The sequence below is a fragment of the Vibrio sp. T11.5 genome, from assembly GCF_027587155.1.
In the GTDB taxonomy this organism is placed as follows: domain Bacteria; phylum Pseudomonadota; class Gammaproteobacteria; order Enterobacterales; family Vibrionaceae; genus Vibrio; species Vibrio neptunius.
This window is the reverse complement of record NZ_JAPPTP010000009.1, coordinates 125355-144382: the sequence shown is the minus strand read 5'-3', so window position 1 is coordinate 144382 and position 19028 is coordinate 125355. Positions and strand designations below refer to the sequence as shown.

18 protein-coding genes are annotated in these 19028 nt (G+C 44.5%); 8 read left to right on the top strand and 10 right to left on the bottom strand.

Going from position 1 to position 19028, the window contains the following annotated elements; translation table 11 throughout:
• Positions 1 to 93: 93 nt before the first annotated feature.
• From OH455_RS11710 to OH455_RS11700, 3 genes are all read left to right on the top strand, one after another.
• Entirely contained in the window at positions 94 to 963 is an 870-nt protein-coding gene (locus OH455_RS11710) for a LysR family transcriptional regulator (RefSeq protein ID WP_269981502.1), read from the top strand.
• 186 nt (positions 964 to 1149) lie between these two features.
• On the top strand, positions 1150 to 2364 hold the full coding sequence (locus tag OH455_RS11705; RefSeq protein WP_269981501.1) for an ABC transporter substrate-binding protein: 1215 nt from the start codon (positions 1150 to 1152) through the stop codon (positions 2362 to 2364).
• 22 nt (positions 2365 to 2386) lie between these two features.
• The gene (locus OH455_RS11700; RefSeq protein ID WP_269981500.1) at positions 2387 to 4825 is read left to right on the top strand and encodes a hybrid sensor histidine kinase/response regulator; all 2439 of its coding nucleotides are present in this window, start codon (positions 2387 to 2389) and stop codon (positions 4823 to 4825) included.
• On the opposite strand, the gene OH455_RS11695 is transcribed toward OH455_RS11700, so the two are convergent.
• Entirely contained in the window at positions 4826 to 5056 is a 231-nt protein-coding gene (locus OH455_RS11695; protein ID WP_045976037.1) for a glutaredoxin family protein, read from the bottom strand.
• 113 nt (positions 5057 to 5169) lie between these two features.
• Between OH455_RS11695 and OH455_RS11690 the strand changes: the two genes are divergently transcribed.
• Both OH455_RS11690 and rlmF read left to right on the top strand, forming a co-directional pair.
• Entirely contained in the window at positions 5170 to 5679 is a 510-nt protein-coding gene (locus tag OH455_RS11690; protein WP_269981499.1) for a M48 metallopeptidase family protein, read from the top strand.
• Between the two features lie 3 nt (positions 5680 to 5682).
• The gene (rlmF, locus tag OH455_RS11685; protein ID WP_443088600.1) at positions 5683 to 6726 is read left to right on the top strand and encodes a 23S rRNA (adenine(1618)-N(6))-methyltransferase RlmF; all 1044 of its coding nucleotides are present in this window, start codon (positions 5683 to 5685) and stop codon (positions 6724 to 6726) included.
• Between the two features lie 236 nt (positions 6727 to 6962).
• On the opposite strand, the gene pilW is transcribed toward rlmF, so the two are convergent.
• Positions 6963 to 7718 (bottom strand): type IV pilus biogenesis/stability protein PilW, encoded by a 756-nt coding sequence (gene pilW, locus OH455_RS11680; RefSeq protein WP_269981498.1) that lies wholly within the window; start codon positions 7716 to 7718, stop codon positions 6963 to 6965.
• A 44-nt stretch (positions 7719 to 7762) separates the two neighbouring features.
• On the opposite strand from pilW, the gene OH455_RS11675 reads away from it, so the two are divergent.
• Entirely contained in the window at positions 7763 to 8575 is an 813-nt protein-coding gene (locus OH455_RS11675) for an alpha/beta fold hydrolase (RefSeq protein WP_269981497.1), read from the top strand.
• Here OH455_RS11675 and metA read toward each other — a convergent pair.
• A complete protein-coding gene (metA, locus tag OH455_RS11670; protein ID WP_269981496.1) occupies positions 8562 to 9503 on the bottom strand; it encodes a homoserine O-acetyltransferase MetA in 942 nt (313 codons plus the stop codon). The two genes, OH455_RS11675 and metA, sit on opposite strands and share 14 nt — an antisense overlap.
• Positions 9504 to 9582: 79 nt before the next feature.
• Here metA and OH455_RS11665 point away from each other — a divergent pair, with 79 nt between their 5' ends.
• Both OH455_RS11665 and OH455_RS11660 read left to right on the top strand, forming a co-directional pair.
• Complete coding sequence (locus OH455_RS11665) at positions 9583 to 10026, top strand: ATP-binding protein (protein WP_269981495.1); 444 nt, start codon at positions 9583 to 9585, stop codon at positions 10024 to 10026.
• A complete protein-coding gene (locus OH455_RS11660) occupies positions 10005 to 10442 on the top strand; it encodes a DUF3859 domain-containing protein (RefSeq protein ID WP_269981494.1) in 438 nt (145 codons plus the stop codon). Before OH455_RS11665 ends, OH455_RS11660 begins: the two co-directional genes overlap by 22 nt.
• A 31-nt stretch (positions 10443 to 10473) precedes the next feature.
• Here the strand turns inward: OH455_RS11660 and OH455_RS11655 are convergent, their stop codons facing one another.
• The 7 genes from OH455_RS11655 to OH455_RS11625 form a co-directional block, all read right to left on the bottom strand.
• Entirely contained in the window at positions 10474 to 11973 is a 1500-nt protein-coding gene (locus OH455_RS11655) for an EAL domain-containing protein (protein WP_269981493.1), read from the bottom strand.
• Between the two features lie 175 nt (positions 11974 to 12148).
• Positions 12149 to 13273, bottom strand: coding sequence for an ABC transporter permease (locus OH455_RS11650; RefSeq protein WP_269981492.1), 1125 nt, complete (start codon positions 13271 to 13273; stop codon positions 12149 to 12151).
• A complete protein-coding gene (locus OH455_RS11645) occupies positions 13270 to 14430 on the bottom strand; it encodes an ABC transporter permease (protein WP_269981491.1) in 1161 nt (386 codons plus the stop codon). The genes OH455_RS11650 and OH455_RS11645 overlap by 4 nt, the downstream gene beginning before the upstream one ends.
• Before the next feature lies 1 nt (position 14431).
• Complete coding sequence (locus OH455_RS11640; protein WP_269981490.1) at positions 14432 to 15406, bottom strand: HlyD family secretion protein; 975 nt, start codon at positions 15404 to 15406, stop codon at positions 14432 to 14434.
• Between the two features lie 9 nt (positions 15407 to 15415).
• A complete protein-coding gene (locus OH455_RS11635) occupies positions 15416 to 16843 on the bottom strand; it encodes a TolC family protein (RefSeq protein WP_269981489.1) in 1428 nt (475 codons plus the stop codon).
• Positions 16844 to 16945: 102 nt separating this feature from the next.
• Complete coding sequence (locus OH455_RS11630) at positions 16946 to 18472, bottom strand: tripartite tricarboxylate transporter permease (RefSeq protein ID WP_269981488.1); 1527 nt, start codon at positions 18470 to 18472, stop codon at positions 16946 to 16948.
• A 17-nt stretch (positions 18473 to 18489) separates the two neighbouring features.
• Positions 18490 to 19008, bottom strand: coding sequence for a tripartite tricarboxylate transporter TctB family protein (locus OH455_RS11625; protein ID WP_269981487.1), 519 nt, complete (start codon positions 19006 to 19008; stop codon positions 18490 to 18492).
• Between the last annotated feature and the right edge of the window lie 20 nt (positions 19009 to 19028).

The window sequence follows — 19028 nt, the reverse complement described above, 5'->3', positions numbered from 1 at the left end:
CAGTGAGTTATTGTGATCAAAATATCAGTGAAATCTGGATAAATAAAATATATTAAAAATATCACGGTAATATATTTTATTTATGGAGTAGTCATGGACTCTCGACATTTGAAGCACTTTGTTGCCGTTGCTGAGCATGGCCATTTCACTATGGCAGCAAAAGCGTTGCATATTGCGCAGCCTGCACTGAGTATTTCAATCAAGAAGTTTGAACAACAATTAGGTGTAGAGTTATTTCGACGAGAAGAGCGGCGTGTCACGCTCACCGATGAGGGCAAGGTGCTCTATGAACACGCCAAGCGTGTTTTGCAGCAAATTGATGATGCCAAGTTAGCAATAGATGAACTGAGAGGCCTTGAAAAAGGAGAAGTTCGACTTGGTGCGCCAAGTATGATGGGGTCTTACTTTTTTCCCCAAGTCCTGATGGCGTTCAAATCGCATTATCCTAATCTCAAGCTCACGCTAATTGATGCGGGGACCCGATCTATTCGAAAGATGCTTTTGGATGGTGAACTCGATATCGGCGTGATTGATGATGAAAATGTTCCGCAAGATCTGGAAACAGACCATTTATTGAATGTAGAAATGGTTGCTGTTGTTGGGCCGGAACATGCTTTGGCACAGAAAAAAAGCATTAGTTTTGAAGAGTTTTTCAAACATGAACTAGTCATGTTTAAGCCCGGTTATTTCCACCGTGACTTTGTCGAGAAAAAGGCGCGTTTACACGACAAAGAAATGAAGTTTTCATTTGAAACGAATCTATTGCCAATGATACTCAGTATTGTGAAACATGAGTTTGCAATCACTGCACTTTTGAAGCTGGTGACAGAGCATGAAAAAGACGTAGTGGCTATTCCCTTTGACCAACCGGTTAATCTTACCTTATCCCTAGCATGGCGAAAGAATGCTTACCTCTCAATTGCAGACCGAACCTTTATCGAGTTTGTGAAGCAATATGTGTAGTGCACGTTTCTTTTCAAGGTGATCGTAACAGTATTACCATTGATACAGTAAACGCGGGCTTGTATCTTGAAGAGTGAATGAAATCTATTTTTTTGTTTATTAAAGTCAACAAATTACTGGAAAAAACGGCATGCTTTCCTAGGCTAACTAGAGAACTAAATTATAACGTCTAGGTTGGTGATATATATGGTTAGGACATTTTTAATTGTAGTCGTCGCGATGTTTGTCGGCGTGGCACAGGCTGCAAAACCCGATGTGCTTAAGATCTATCTTGATGCAGACAGGACAGGGCATCTGGAATCAGCACTCTCTATTGAGCATGGAGTCAAGGTCGCTTTCTCTCAGCAAGGCAACCAAATATCAGGTATTCCAGTAGAGTTTGTGACCACTGACCATAGAGGAAATGTCCTACGCAGTAAGAAAAACATGGACCGTTTTCTCAAAGACAGCGACGGGTTGGTTTACATCGGTGGCCTGCATTCTCCGCCATTGATCAAATACCGAGAGTACATCAATAAATCAAAAATGTTGACCTTGGTCCCTTGGGCTGCAGGGACGCCTATCACTCGATATCCTTCTACCGAGGAAAACTATGTATTCCGTCTTTCGGTTGATGATTCCAAAGTAGGGAAAATACTGGTTAATTACGCGTTAAGCCAACAGTGCAAACAGCCTCACTTGATGCTAGAAAACACGGGGTGGGGCAAGTCAAACTACAAAGCGATGATGTCTGCTTTACCTGAAGATTTGGCCGAACGCGTAAAAACCAGCTGGTTTGATTGGGGAATCAAAGATGTTGATGCGCGAATCTTGATTCGTGAAGCACAATCGAGCGGAGGCGATTGTGTTCTGCTGGTGGCTAACAGCCGTGAAGGCAAGCTCATTGTTGAGAGTGTGGCCAGCGTTGGCGTGGAAATGCCGATATATAGCCACTGGGGCATTACTGGCGGTAAGTTTGCACAGAATGTGCCTTTCACTATTCGCGAAAAAGCTAACCTTCATTTCATTCAATCGTGTTTCAATTTCTACAGCTCAGAGTCAAACCGTTTCAATCAGAATGTGTTCAAGGATGCGCAAACCCTATTTCCGGCTTACTTTGAAGATACCAATATTGAAGCGCCTGCCGGTTTTGTTCACGGTTACGACTTGGCCAAGGTATTTCTTCAAGCCGCTAGCACAGTGGAGCTAACTGATGATGCTGAAGAAAACCGAATTGCACTAAAGCAAGCATTGGAGTCGATGGATGTGCCAGTTCAGGGGCTGATTAAAGAGTATCGTACTCCGTTCATTCCGTTCACTGAAGATAATTTTGACGCGCATGAGGCCTTGGGTGCAGATGATTTCTGTATGGCGACTTATGACGATAAAAACGCAGTCAAGCTGATTCCTAAGTCCATCTAAAACGCAAAGGTAACGCAGGTCTATGTTGAAGTTTGATAAGAAAAATGGAATGCATCTGTTTTCGTTGTTTCTCATCGTTGGTGCCTGCGTTTTTATGCTTGCGAGCTTTGCTTTTGTTCAACATCAAGCCAGAGAAACCGCTCAGATCTTGATAAGTGAAAGCTTGAAAGGAAAGTTCGTTGCCATTGAGAGGTACGTATTTGAGTTTTTAAAACTGCATGAGCAGAGACTTGAGCGCGTGACCTCTCACCCTGTTACTAAAGGTGCAGTCTTAGAGGGAGTGAGTGATCAGAGTGCGTTTAAAGATCAACTTGAGCTGCTCAAGTCTTCTGGTTCGACCGCTTACGTAAACATCTATGATTTCTCGGGTGGTAACGTTTATCAGGAGATAACATTGCCTGACGTTGTGCATACCTTCATCACGACCGGTATCGAAAACGAGGCTCTAATGGAAAAGCCTTCGTACTCACTCTACCAACATGCTGGCAGTGATTACCTCCTTGTTAGCTCGCCGATTTTTTACAATGGTTATGCTGAAGGGCTAGGCACTTATGTTACGTCACTGAATGAAAGTGAGTTTTTCGAAAGCTTGGGCACTGACAGTATGCACTGGTTTGGCATTGCCCAAAACAGACTTAATTGGAACATGCAAGCTCCTAACAATTGGACGATGGATAGGTTTCCTATTGCCGGGACTGATTTGTCTTTGTTGTATTCTGTCTCGCCACAACTTGTCATTGATGCAGAATCGAATTTAACGGGCAGCCTGTTTGTAGGGATGGTGATCGCTACTAGTTTGACATTGTTCGTTATGTTCGTTTTTGGGCGACGAATTTTAGTCTCACCATTTCGCAAGCTAGCGGAATCTGAACAGCAGCTTTATGAGCAATCTGAGTCGCTAAAAATACGTGAGGCGGAATCGGCCCGTTTAGCTCGGGTGGTGAAACATATGCGCGATGCTGTGGTGTTCACCGATCTCGATTCCAAGGTAACATGGGTCAATGGGGCATTTGAGAGGCTTACAGGTTATTGTCTGTCAGAAATTATCGGTAAAAAGCCTGGAGACGTGCTTCAAGGCGATGGAACCGATAAGCGAACTACACGAAAAATACGACAAATGATAGATCGCAGAGAACCTGGATTCTTCGAGCTACTGAACTACAACAAGGAAGGACGTTCATACTGGATAGAAATTGCACTGACACCCTTATACTCTAGGCATGGTCAGATAGAGGGTTTTATGGCGGTTGAGAGGGATATTACTCAGCGCGTAGAATTGGAAGAATCTTTGAAGATTAAGGCGATTGAAGCAGAAGCGGCAAACATCGCAAAATCCCAATTTTTGGCGGCAATGAGTCATGAGCTGCGAACACCAATGAATGGTATTCTTGGCGTTGGTGACCTCCTCAAAAACACGCCACTCAACCAAGAACAACAGGAGTATGTGGATACATTTCTCGGCTCAGGAAAACACATGTTAAACGTGCTGAATGACATACTTGATTTCTCTAAAATTGAAGCGGGTAAGCTGGATCTAGAAAAAGTTGAGTTTCTGCTGAAAGACGTGGTGGAAAGGCTGGCTCGACTTTATGCCCCATTGTGTGCAGAGAAACAGCTGGAGTTTAAGTGTGAGTACTCTCAATCTTGCGAACGTGCGCTAGTGGCAGATGAGACTCGCATACTACAAATCCTACAGAACCTGCTAAGTAATGCCCTCAAATTTACATCTGAGGGTAGCATTGTGTTGTCTTTAAATGTGGTAGAACAGAATCAGGGTAATGAACTTCATATTGATGTTTCCGATACCGGGATAGGTATTAGCCCAGAGAAACAGTCAGCAATTTTTGACCCATTTTCACAGGCTGAGAGTGATACAACCAGAAGGTTCGGTGGTACTGGCTTAGGTTTATCGATAACGAGGGACTTGGTTCAGGCTATGAATGGCACGCTTAATCTTACCAGTGAGGTAGGTAAAGGGAGTAGGTTTACTATTGTGGTTCCTGTCGGTTTGAAAAAGGTGCTTCAGGGCGATAATAAACAAGAACGACTCTCTCCTTTTGATGGTACTGGACTGAGGGTGTTAATTGCTGAAGATACTCGAGTTAATGCGCTGGTCCTAGGCAAATTTCTTAAAAATAAAGGCTTTGAGTATGAAGCGGTTGAGAATGGTGAACTTGCGGTTGAGAGAGTTCAACAACAACACTTTGATTGTGTCTTAATGGATAATCATATGCCGGTAATGGATGGCATGAAAGCAACAAAGACCATTATGTCGCTCAATTTAGCCAATCCCCCGGTGATTATTGGCTGTACAGCGGATGCGTTCGAACAGACGAGAGAAAGGATGATTTCTGAGGGGTGCGCGGACGTGATCACAAAGCCTATCAGCTCTGACAAACTGGATGAAGTGTTTCACGCAACGTTAAAACCTATAGAAGCCAATACGATGCGTGAAGCATGATCACTTCGAGTTATACATTTTCTCGAAATTTCTGGGGTTCCAGCCAATCATATAGCGATCACCAATTTTGAGCACGGGTAATGAACGTGCTCCAATAGCATCTAGCTCTTTTCTGCCCCGTTGCATTTTTGCGTTGGTTAATCTGTATGCATAACCCTTTTCGTCTAGGTACCGCTGTGCATCTTTGCAGTGAGGGCATTTATCCTTTACATACAGCACAAGTCTTTTCATTGTTAATGTCCTACCTCTTTCTTTGCAGCAGAGTGTAATGAAAAGACAGTGAATGGCAAGTATGATTCAGGTAGACTTACTCGTCTCCAATTTAGCTGACTGAAACTTATCCTATGAACCCAGCGCTTCGTTACATCCAAGGTTACCCTGAACATATTGTGACGCCTGTGACTCAGATGGTAGAGTCCGGCCGCTTAAAAAATTGGTTTGAACAGCGTTACCCTGACAACCACACCATAAAGAGCGAGAAAGCGCTGTTCGACTATACAATGGCGCTGAAAAACCGCTATATGAAGAAGACGGCGCCTTTGAGCAAAGTCATCTACGATAACAAAATTCACCTTATCAACAATGCTCTGGGGCTGCATACCTATGTGACGAAGGTTCATGGTGGAAAAATAAAATCAAAGAATGAGATTCGTATTGCTAGTGTGTTTAAGAATGCACCGGAGCCATTGCTTCGTATGCTAGTGGTTCACGAACTTGCCCATCTTAAAGAAAAAGAACATAACAAGGCCTTCTATCAGCTCTGCTGCTATATGGAGCCTGACTATCATCAACTTGAGTTGGATGCTCGCCTGTTCATGATTTATACAGACGTGGTTGAGAAAGCAAATAAGTAACTTATGACTAAGCAGAAAAAAGCCGCCCATTCAAAAACGACAAATGATACTGTTCGCTTGGAAATGAAAGTGACCATGATAAAAGACAAAGCAGGTCTCCATAAGCTAAATCTTCACCATGGTCGTTATGATTTCAATCAATTGGTAACAGCGACACCTGAGCTTAAAAAGCATATCGTGAAGAACCCCAAGGGCGAGTCGAGCATCAATTTTTCCGATCCGTTAGCGGTTAAATTGCTTAATAGGGCTTTGCTTGCTCACCACTACGGGATCACAGAGTGGGACATACCACAAGGTTATTTGTGCCCACCTATTCCTGGGCGTGCAGACTACATTCATCGTCTCGCTGAGATATTAACCAAAGAGAGCAAAAGCCTGAAACATAATCAAGTTCGTGCACTAGACATCGGGCTTGGGGCTAACTGTATTTATCCTATCGTTGGTGTGACTCAGTATGGCTGGCACTATGTAGGCTCTGATGTTGATGTTGTTTCAGTTGATAATTCTAATCACATTGCCCAGTCGAATAAGGTACTGAGTGGGCGCGTTGAAGCTCGATTGCAAAAAGATAGCCGTCATTTCTTTAAAGGTATTATCAAACCAAACGAATTCTATGACGTAACCACCTGTAATCCGCCTTTTCATAAGTCACTAGAAGAAGCACAGCAAGGCACAGAAAGAAAGATCAAAAACTTATCGGCCAGTAAAAGTAAGCGTGGTCAGCCTTCTGAGCAAATGAAAGTTAAGTCGTCACCTATACTTAACTTTGGTGGTCAAAAAGCAGAGCTCTGGTGTCCAGGTGGCGAAGCCGCGTTTGTAAAAAGCATGGCGTTTGAAAGCCGTGATTTTGCGCAGCAAGTCCTGTGGTTCTCTACGTTGATCTCGAAGAAAGAGAATGTGCGATGGATGCGAAAAAACCTCGAAAAAGCGGGTGCTCAAGAGGTGAAAGTGGTGGAAATGAGCCAAGGGCAAAAAGTGAGCCGATTTATCGCTTGGACATTTAAAGCGGAAGCCGAACGCCAAAAGTGGCTGAAACTTAAGAGCTAATCTTGTCGAAGACTCAATGGAGGGTATATGGAGTTTGAAATTTATATGCCCTGTGAACCTGATTGGCTGTGCGACAGTCTACTTGTATTTTTTGCGCTTCTGTTTGCCTCTGGCCTACTCGGGTTTATTTATATTGTTTACAAAGAATATCTCAAAATTCAGCGCGCTTCGCGAGTCCGCCATCGCCGTAAGATTCCACTCTCCCAACGGAAAAAACGATAAACTTGTCGAGAAATTTATGGCTTGGGTAAAGCGGAACGTCGACGTTTTTTGAGCTCTAACTCGACCATGAGCCGATGTGATAGTGCCTGAACGCCAAACTGCTGATGAAACTGTGTTAGACGGTTTTGCGCGGATTCATATTTTCCTTGATTTATTTCCAGTTGCACTAGATTTAAAATGGCCTGCGGCCGGCTCGGATCATGAGCGATCGCCCGTTCAAAGAAACGAGCGGCAGTCATTAGTTGGCCTGCTTTCAATGCGCAAAATGCGGCATTCTCATAGCTGTCGGCAACATAATAATAATTGGGTTGCAGTACCGCTCTTTCGAACAGTACGCTCGCTTCCTGATAGCGAGATTGCTTGCACAGAAAACGACCATAATCGTTGAGCAACTGCCCATTATTAGGATGTTGAGAAATCGCTTTTTGAAACCAGTATTCTGCGAGGGTGAACTCTGAAGCTTGGTCGAGATAATGCGCCATCGCCAATTGAGCACGAAAATATTTTGGTGCGTGCTCCAATGCTTGCTGGAAGTTCTCTCTTGCTTTCACTCTATTGCCTCGTTGCAAATAACCAAAGCCTAATGTGACTCGCGCATCGGCCTTATGTTGTGCATCCGAGGTAACCAATGGAGTGTCAATTGTGACACAGGCGGGTAAAAGCATGGTAACGACGAGATAAAAGAAGCGCATAACATAGCTGAAGAAAGTTCCGAGTATCCTGAATGTATAACGAGGTTTATCCGGTCTGGTAAAAATGAACGTAATCATGCGAGTGACTTGGTAACTATGCTAGAAAATAAAGGAGAAGAAGTGTGAGAAAACAGGTCGTTGGTGCAACCGTTTTAAGCTTCCTCGCTGGGCTATCGATAAAGTCGTCCATTGCTTCAGATCTGGATACCACCACTCATTTTGCTCGCAGTGGTGTTGCTTATGTAGCAAAGGGCAACCAAGCCAGTCATTATCGGTTGATCTTCATACATGGTTCACCGGGTAACAAAGAGGTGTATGAAGCGTATCTTAAAGATGCATGGTTGCTGGAAAATGCCGAGCTTATCTCTGTGGATCGTGTAGGGTATGGCCAGTCTCCAAAAGCGCTCGCAGCGGATTTGGATTCGCAGTCAAAGTCGATAGAGTCCTTACTTTCTAAAGACAAAGTTAACATTCTCATTGGCCATTCCCTTGGTGGTCCAATTGCTCTGAACCTTGCACTAATGTTCCCCAATCTTGTACAGGGGATGGTGCTGGTGGCGCCTGCCTTCGATCCCAAACTAGAGGAACCAAAATGGTATAACGAGCTTGCAGATACTTGGTTGGTCAGTGTGTTTTTGTCTGACAACTGGAAAAAGTCAAATGGAGAAATGATGCCGCTGGCTGATGAGCTTTCCAAGTTGAGCAATAAAGACTGGGGCTTACTGGACTCAGTGCCTGTGACTTTGATTCATGGTGATGAAGACAATATTGCCGATCCAAAAAACTCAATATTTGCGATTCAGCGCTTAACAGGGGCAGAGAAAACATTCATAGAAGTGCAAGGGGCGGGGCATTTTATTCTTTGGCAAAATACCCCGAAGGTGATTAACGAGATCAAACAACTAATCAGTATCGCTGACTTCAATCGTCCTTAGTAAAGTTTGCTTCACTGAAGTGATCCAGATCGTAAGGCGTTTGCTGGTAAACACAATAGTTGAGCCAGTTTGAAAAAAGTAGGTGGCCATGGCTACGCCAGCTCGCGATAGGTTTGTTATCCGGGTTATTGTTTGGGTAGTAGTTCACCGGAATGACGGGTTCCATACCTTCACCAAGATCACGAATATACTCGTTATGAAGTGTAAACGCGTCATATTCGGGATGGCCTGTAACGAATACATTTCGCTTGTCTTTTGTTGCGGCCAAATACACACCTGCAACATCTGAGGTGGCGAGTAAATCCAAATCAGTATGCTCGGCTAGATACTCTGGAGAAAAGTCAGCATATCGTGAGTGGGGAGCAAGAAACGTATCATCGAAGCCACGTAGTATCGGGTGATATGGCTGATGAATTTGGTGGTGATAAACTCCGGAGAGTTTTTCTTTACGTGTGCGTTTTGGCAAATCATAAAGCAGTTTTAAACCGGCTTGCGCAGCCCAACAGACATATAGGGTTGAGGTAACATGCTGCTTCGCCCAACTCATGATTGCTTGTAGATGCTCCCAGTAGATAACATCTTCGAACTGGACTAAGCCCAGAGGAGCACCAGTAATAATCAGTCCATCGAAGTTGCGTCCTTTCACCATCTCAAATTGACGATAGAAGTTATCAAGGTGTTCGATCGGCGTATTATTGCTTGGTCTGTCATCAATACGCAGTAGCTCAATATCGACTTGAAGTGGACTGTTGGAAAGTAAACGAAGAAACTGAGTCTCGGTTTCTATCTTCTTCGGCATAAGGTTAAGAATCAATACCTTGAGTGGTCTGATTTCCTGAGTCGATGCCCGAGATTCAGGCATTACGAAGATGTTTTCCTGGCGTAATACATCACTGGCAGGTAATTGGTCGGGGATCTTGATCGGCACAGCTTTCTCCCTAAGCTTTTTTTGGACGTCTATACTTCCAAAGTTAACTCAAACGAAATGAGATGTCGATAGCATTTTTATGCCTATTTACGCTAAGATCAGCGCTTCATTATTCGATATAACCATTTTTATGACCTTAAAACTGACCATTGTTCGCGGCTTGCCTGGCTCAGGGAAAAGTACTCTGGCTAAAACCCTAGGTGTAAATCATTACGAAGCGGACATGTACTTTGTTGATGACAACGGTGATTATGAATTCAGACCAGAACATATTGCCGAGGCTCATGATTGGTGTCAGTACATGACGCAAGACAGCTTGCTCAATGGGCAAAGTGTGGTCGTGTCGAATACGTTTGTTATGAGATGGGAAATCGCGCCTTACTATCAGATGGCACAGCGATACGGTGCCGAGTTTGAAATCATTGAGTGTAAAGATAACTATGGCAATATTCACGGGGTAACATCGGTTACTATTCAACAAATGAAAAAACGGTGGCAAGAATGGCGAAAAGATCAGCCATAGTAGAATTGACGTCTTACGGCATCTATAGCAAGTGGGACTCGAAGGCAAAGCATCTACCGAAGATACAGGAATTTACAACAAAAGTGCCAGCCGATTCGGATATTGAATTTGGTTTGATTGTCAATATCAAAAAAGCCAAAGGGCAAGTTATCGAGTACTGTATTGAACACCCCGGAGTGTTAGGGAAAAAGGGCCAAGTGTTGGAGCCTTTTACAGGTGAATTGCACATTGGCAGTAACGACTGGGATTTTTATCTCGGTGATACCATCCAACTATTGGATCCGATTCACGGCTTTGACTCCAATATTGGCAAGTGGCGAATGACTATCGAAATGAGCGGCAAGCTCATCGCTGATAAAACGTTCGATATATACAGCCGTGATGAGGGTGAGTTTTGGAAACGGCGAGGGTTTTAAAAATAGCGCCCGTGTGTAGCACTGGCGCATTTTATAACCACGATTGTTTTAGCGTCTCTAATTCCAGAGGCTTAGAAAAATAGTAACCTTGCAGATAGGAAACCTTCATTGCGCCGAGATACTGAACTTGTTGCTCTGTTTCGACGCCCTCGGCGATCATTTTCACATCGAGGCGATGACCTAAATCAATAATAGTGTTCAACACAGCCGAATTAACCGTCTCTACACCAATAGTATCGACAAAACATTTATCAATTTTTAAGTAGTCAAATTGGGTCTTCTGAATGACGGAAAGAGCGGTATGACCAGTACCAAAGTCGTCAATTGAGATGAGAATACCGCTTTTACGCAGTTGAACGAGCGCAGAGCGACCTTTATCGTCAAGTATTTCACGTTCTGTCACTTCTACGGTTAACTGAATCCCAATATGCCTGAATTGCCTAGCATAATTTTGTAGGCTAGTAAGATGTCTGTCTTCATGCAGATAGGAAGGAGGAACATTAATTCCTAAATGTATACCCTTGAAATTCGCTATGCTCTGAAGATCAGCTAATGACCGCTCTAGTACATAATCAGTGATATTATTTATAAGCTGTTGGCGCTCGGCTAGCGGTATAAAAACATCGGGTCTGATTAATCCTAATGTAGGGTGCTGCCATCGAATAAGTGCTTCAAGGCCTGTCAGAGTTTCTGTTTGACTCTCTACAATGGGCTGATAGGTGAGAAACAGTTCTTTTCTTTTTAATCCTTTCTTTAAATCATCGGCCAGACTATCTCTATTTCGTATATGAGACATGACCGCGAATAGAGTGATTGAAATCAGTAGTGAAAGAGGGAGACTGCTGAGTCCATAAAAAATCGCCCGTCTTTTGATGAATGTAGGGCTTGCTTCGACCAAAAGAGAGAAGCCATAAAGAGGTGATGTTGATATGTAATGAAGCGTATCTGACACAAAAACTCTATCTGCAGGATACACTTTTTGGCCAAATCGAGCTGTAATAAAACTGAGTTTATCATCCTCTACCTTACCCAGTCTTTCGACCAGATAGTTTTTGTCAACAATGGCAAAGGCGCCACTGTTATCACTGTTATCTTGTGCGGTCACAACGACCATTGTTCTTTGACGCGGATCCCCCTTAATATCGAAGAGAAAAACGCCGGATGCCGCTTCTTTGCGCTGAAAGACACCTGTTAAATCTAAGTGAAGCTCGCCACGTTTAGAGGAGCATATTGCAATGCCATCCTGAACAATAATTAACTCTCTTAGGTAGCTTTCAAACAGAAGGTCTTCTTGAATGGATTTACAACGTTCAGGGTACCTCATAGCCTGAGCGTTCTCGTCTTTTAGTTCAGTGATGACATCTTCTATTCTTTCTTGAAATGTCACAGCGATGTTTTTTAGACTGTCGTTAATTCCCTGATAGGCGAGATAAAGTGAGGCAGGGAAGACAATGACAAGCGGTATCAATACATAAGCAAGCAGTGATTTGGTTTCAAAAGTTAAATTGAGCAAAGGTGCTGTTTTATTCATATTGGATATTGCTTGTGATGAGGCTTAATTGGATTCTAGTATATAGAACCGATCATAGATTATAACCTGCCATTTGCATCAGCTGTTCGATTTTATGGCTAACTAACCAAAATCTGATGTCGGCCAGAGTTTATTATTGCACATGCAGTGAGGGCTGACATGACTTAAACCTTTGTTAACGCCATTTCCGATAGCTAACTAAGGCGAGTCCCCCCCATAAAACGCACTGGAGACAGAGTAAAGTCCATTGGGAGGAAATCTGATCCCAAGTGGCCCCCATTTGATTCAATGCGAGAAACCCCTGAATAGCGGGAGTGCTAGGGAAAAGTTGTGATATCCAGATTATCGGTGTTGGGATACTTTCTAATGGCCAGATAAAGCCTGCACTGAAAATTAAAGGCATAGAGCTAATGAGTACCACCAAGGTGACGAGCTCTCGTCTTGGAACGATTGTACCGAGCCAGATGCCGATGGCGCAGGATGCAAAAAGAAATAGGAATAATAACGCCGCTAGCTGAGTGATATTGGCGAGTTGGTTGACGCCATACATCGAGAAACTTTCCCCGAAGTAGAACATGCTCAGGAGATAGTAAATACCGATAAGCAGGCTGAATCTAACCAGAAGCAATGTGATGGGTTGGGTTGAGCTCCAATAACCTGTCCCGTTTTTTTGGCTGCCTGTCATCAAGCCAGAAGCCATCGCCATTGTCTGCTGCAGAATGAGAACAAACACCGCGGGAACGACGTAATCGATATAACCGAGACGCGGATTAAATGTCGGTTTCAGATTGAGTGTGGTTACAGCATATTGCTCACTCGCCAATGCCATAGGGGTGCCGTCCAAGAGCAAACGAGAGACCTTAGTTTGCGCGGCCAGCGTTCCACCAGCTTGGGCCAATCCCTCAACGATGGTGCCGTAAACCAAAAAATAGGAAGCATCTCCGGCGAAAGAAAGCGTTGGGCTTTTTCCTAACAACAAATCTTTATAGAAATGTTCAGGAATGATTAAAAAACCACTGACCTCACCGCTTAGAAAAGCTTGGTGCGCAGATTCGATGGTGTAATCTCGTTGAACAACCTTGGCTTGTGGTGTTGCATCCACCATGCGTTCCAGTTTGAAGCTTATTTGGCTTTGATCAAGGTTAACAATGCTGATTTTTTGCTCTCTCGGTGTTTGTTGGCTATACGGGAGCGGGTAGAGGAAAGAATAAAACACAACACCTCCAAATACCGTGAGCATTACAACCGGGTTTGTTAGAAGCGCTTTGAATTCAGCGTAGAACACTTCTTTGAATGTCATTTGGCCCCCTTTATATTGAGGCTGTGATGGTGAGATAGATGCTTGTTGATCAAAAATACCGATAGTAATGCGGGCAACAGGTACCCTAACATTGGTAGCAGATGTAGCGCCGTGGTAACCCCAAGTTGCCCATAGCTGACTTGGCTTACTTGAGCCTCGATGTAATGGCTGATAGGGAGCAAACTTCGCCAGAACTGTGCGATTGGGTTCATGTCAGTGACTGGAAAAGTGATGCCCATAAAAGCAAAACTGGGCGCAGTAAATGCACCTGCAAAACTCATTGCGCGCGCAGGGTCGAGTGTCAAAAAAAAGAAAAAACTGCCCATGATCATACAGGCTATCACTGTCAACCCTTGAGCAAACATCAGCACCAGTAAACTGCCATTCATTGGCCAATCAAAACCCAGATAAAACCAGCAAAGAAAAGTGAAACCTTGCGCCATAAATACGGGGAAATAAGGCAGCAATGTGTAAAACCACTGTGTGGTTGGGGCTCTGTTTAACCAATGAGCCAAACCTCTGTCTCTGTGATTGGCGGTCAACACTAATATGGTTGAAACCACGATGATGATTTGCCACAACGCTGGAACAACGGCAGAGACTAAGAATTGAGCGTAGTTGGTGTTTTTGTTAAACAGAGGTGTAATTTGCGTTTGCACTGGAAGTGCATTGCCTACTGCAGAGCCAAAGGTATGGTTTCCTTTGGTAAGCGCTTTTGATGCATCAATGTGCGCATTGAATGTCGTGTGGGCTTGCAATAACGCTGAGCTGATGAGCTTACCAATCAATATCGTTTGGCTGTTGTAGAATGCACTCACCTTTGGAGGCAGGCCGCGATAGATGTCTTTGTCAAAATTATTCGGAATAATCACGTATGCATACACTTGGCTTGAAACCAATGCATGCTTTGCTTGGGAAATGTCAGTAAATTGATGAGCGACAGACAACGTGGAGGTCGCATCATAGTTGCGGCTAAGCTGTCTTGAAAGTTGACTGTGGGATAAATCGACAATGCCAATGGGGAGGTCTCTTGCGATACCTTGAGAGAATATCGCCCAGATTGATACGACCAAAACAAGCGGTATCCATGTCAGACACGAGAGCAGCCATCGGTCTCGTTGCAGTATGCGCCACTGCGTGGCGAATAAATCAGCCATTTTACAACTCAACAACCAGACTCATACCCATGCGCAGGGTATCCTTGTGCGCCAATGGGCGAGCCTCGACCTCAAATGTGCGTAAGTCGAAGCCTTGTGAGGCATCGGTTGAACGCCAAGTGGCAAAGTCACCCATGACGGCGATATGCGTCACTTCAAATTCCAGTGAATGGCCAAGTGCGGGTAAATAAGCATTGAATCGCTGACCTTTAGTAAAATGACGAAGCTGATCCTCGCGGACATTCAGTACTGCCCAGGAGTCGTTCGTATCAATGACGGTTACGACAGGAAAACCTTGAGGAGCCAGCTCACCACTTTGTAATAGTACTTGTGAGACTTCTCCTTCAAACCAGCTTTCGATTTGTGTGTCTTGTGCATAAGCTTCGACTTCGGCAACGGCGCCTGCTGCCATACGTGCTTTTTCTGCAGCTGCAACCTTGGTTTCGTCGCGAGCGCCTTCATGAGCCATCTGGTACATTTGATAGGCGGCACTTTCGGTATATTTTGCTGCATCCCATTGGGTTTTGGCTTCATCGCGCTTTTGTTCAGCGACAACGCCATCTTTGTAGAGATTGTTAACTCGAAGGTAGGTCTTCTCCATTAATTGAGAGGCGGCTTTGGCTTTCTGCCATTGATCTTTTGCCGCTTGAATTTGCTGTATTCTTGCGCCTTTTTCTGCTTCTTGAGCGAGTGCGCCTGCGGCCTTCTGACCAGCAATGGCTTGTTCCAGTTTAGCCTCTATTTCTGGGCTATGGAGAGTGAAGATCAACTCGCCTTTTTCTACTTTGTCACCTTTGCGAACCAGCACCTTGTCGATACGGCCCGGTACCTTGGAAGAAATACTGTATTGTTGCGACTCAATCTGCCCCTGCAAGCGTACTGGCTTTGGTTGATAGGCTTGATAGAAGCTGTACCCAATCCAAGACGATATGGCTAAAGCGGCAACAGTCAGGACAATTGGTTTGGCTTTTTTCATCTTGGTATCCTAAAGGTTTGAAGTGTTGATAGAGGTTTGCTGATATTGCTGAAATGTGTTCATTTCGCTCGATAAGGCAAGAAGCTTTGATAATGATATTAGGTAGTTAAAGCTTGCAGCTGATTTCTGTGTCTGGACACTGGCTAAGTAAAGCTGAGCATCAACGACATCCGTCGAGGTAGAAAGGCCTTGAGAAAAAGCTTTCTCTCGTAGTTTGATGTTTTCTTCAGCCAGCTCAATGCTGGAGTTAAGTCCGAGCACTTCTTCCTGAGCTTGCTGTGCTTCTAGATAAGTCTTTTGCACTAGCACGGTTAAATCTTGTTTGGCTTGTGCTTTGAGGTACTGCACTTGAGATACAGCACTATGAGCCGCTTTAACTTGATCCGAGCGACCGGTTGACTCAATGAGTGGAATACTGACGCCAACGCCAATCAGCCAATCTGGTTTCATCTGACTAGCGAGTGAGTCGTCTTCATGCAGGCTGTAATCACCATACAGGTAGACTTCAGGGTAATATTTCCCTTTTTCTGCTTTGATCAGACTCCGAGCCTGCTTCTCTTTTGCATCAAGCAACGACAAACCCGGGTAGGTGATGAGAGTTTGGCTAATGAATGCGTCCATTGGGGGGAGTGTGTCGTTGATAAACAGATGGTCGCGTGGCTCAACCGTTGAAGATTGGCTGAGTATTTGAGTCAGCGCTGTCTGTGCGATATCAAGATTCTTTTGTGCCTTCTTGCGCTCAATGGTCGCTTGATCGAGAGCGGATTCCGCTTGAAGGCGTTCAACTCGAGCAATTTGTCCCTGCTGCTCTAATTTAAGTGCGTTATTCCTGTGTGTTTTTAAGCCGCTCTCCACCAACTGGCGTGTCTCGACCACTTCTTTCGCTAGCAAGACACTAAAATAGTATTTGCTTAAGTCTTCGTATCGCGCTTGAGTCTCCATAGCGAGTTGGCTTTGCGCTTCCTCTGATTTACCTTGTGCGGCTGATTGTGCTGCAGTAATTCGACCACCAGTAAAAATAGGCCAAATGGCTCTGATAGAAGACGTAAAAATGTCCCTTTCGGTAATCGTAGACGTTGTATTGCCTAGATCGGTAAACAGTTGACCGAGACCTGAAAGTAATGACGGAGGGAGTGAGAGACTACCAACACTGGGTAAGGTGCCATTCGTACTTTCAATCAATTGGTTGCCCGATAGAGTGACATCGGTATCTAAGCGCGTGTAGTTTGCCCCAATCGTTACTGATGGTAGGTTCAGGTTAGCCGTTGCATTTTCTAAGTGTTGATATCGGTCAACATTCGCTCTTTGTGCAGCTAACGAATTGTTTTCGTTTTGCAATAGTTGCCAAGCTTCACTAAAACTGATTGCCGCAGAATGGGCTGCAAACGGGAATGAGCTAAGGCAGCCAATTATCAAGGCAATAGGACGCAGCGACATACAATGAACTCTACTTGTAAAAATTAGAGTATAAACTCTAACTGATATTGTTGGCAAATAGAGGTAACAAAGGAGGCTAAATTGCCTCCTTAGAATGGGTGTTTATTGCTCCGCTTTAACAGGACTAGGTTTTAGTCTTTGAAACAGCTTAACGATAATAGGGCTAAACAATACCAATACGGCTAACACGGTAAAGGTCATTGAAATAGGTCTTTCCCATAGGAAGCTGAGTTCTCCGTCACTGATCATTAATGCCCGACGTAAGTTCTCCTCCATCAATCCGCCAAGGATAAAACCAAGCAACAGTGGAGCGAGAGGGAAATTAGCTAGCCTCAGTGCAATGGCACCCATCGCAATCAACAACATGATGAAGACATCCATAGTGTTGAATGACACTAGGTAAACACCAGTAATAGAGAAGAACAAAATCATTGGTAATAGCACGGTTCTAGGGACTGCCAACAACTTGGAAATATAAGGAATCAGTGGCAAGTTGAGAATCACTAAAACAATGTTACCGAAGTACATCGAAATGATAACTGACCAGAAGACGTCAGGATGCTCGACAAACAGACGTGGGCCCGGTTGGATACCATAAGCAATCAGTGCGCCTAACATGATCGCTGTTGTGCCTGAACCCGGAATACCCAAGGTTAAAAGCGGTACAAATGAGCCACTTGATGCTGCATTGTTCGCTGACTCTGGAGCAACCAACCCGCGGATGCTGCCTTTACCAAATTGTTCTTTTTTATCTTTAGGTGCTAGGTTACGTTCCATACCATAGCTCAGAAAGGCTGCGATAGTTGCACCAGCGCCTGGCAACACGCCGGTAAAGAAGCCCAATATGGAAGAACGAATCGAAACAGGCGCGACCTCTTTGATTTCCTCTTTGGTGACTTTCATGCTGCCAATGTCACTCATTTTGCTTTGTTCTTCGTTGCGAGTGTCTTTTTCTGGTTTAAGGATGCCCATTAAGGTCTCGCCTAATGCAAAAGTCGCCATAGCCAACAGCAGGAAGCTGAATCCATCCATTAAGTCTGTCAGTCCAAACGTGAAGCGCTCAACACCAACGCCTTTGTCGATACCTACCGTGGACAGCATCAGTCCTAGAATGGTCATCATCCAAGCTTTGATGACCTGACCCTTACCAGCAAAGGCCGCAACGGCTGATAGGCCTAATAGCATCAGTGCGAAATAGTCAGATGACTGGAAGCTAAGTGACACGCTTGCGAGAGCAGGCGCCGCGACAAGCAGCATAATCGCGGATAGAGTACCACCCGTGAATGACGAGTAGGCAGCCAGTGCCAGCGCTTTACCTGCCTGACCTTTCTGTGCCATTGGGTAGCCATCAAAAGCGGTCACAACGGTAGAAGAACAACCCGGAGCGTTGATCAGAATAGAAGAGGTCGAGCCGCCAAACACGGCACCGTAATACACACCAGCCATCAAAATTAGACCTGATGAAGGATCTAAGCCGTACGTAATGGGTATCATCAAAGCAATGGCTGAAATTGGGCCAAGGCCAGGCAACATACCGATGAAAGTACCAACGAAACAACCGACGATCACCATCATGATGTTCATCGGCATCACTGCGGTCGAAAGACCTTGTAAGATTCCATCTAACATTTGCTATTCCTTACTGTTTACGACCACATGGTGAAAATGACGCCCGGTTCTAGATAAATATCCAGTCCTTGGGTGAGCAGCAGATAAAATGCGATGACAAAAGGGAAAGAGGCTCCCAACAAGACTTTTTTCCGACGTTCACCCAGCAGGTAAAAACCTGCGAGTAGAAATAATCCCGTTGCGAGTACAAACCCAATGTAAGTCAGCCCTAAACCGTAAAACGCCATTAACGCAAGAAAAGCGATCAGCAGTTTCCAGTTAAAATCCACTACTGCGCCGCTTAGTTTATCCGCTTGACCTGTTACCAGAAGAATCAGAGATAAACCAATACCGATAAAGGTCAGTAGTGTGGGCAAGGTGCGAGCCGTGAAGGGTTCATATTCGTCACCGGGAAAAAGAGGAATTTGTGATGTTTGGTAGCCATAACAAAGGCATACTAAAAGAAAGATCATAGCGCCGACGCGATCGCGACAAAGCAAATTCTCTTTTGAGAAAAATTGACCTTTGTTGAAAGAATTCGTTGGCAAGTCCGACATATCCAACTCCATTTGCATTC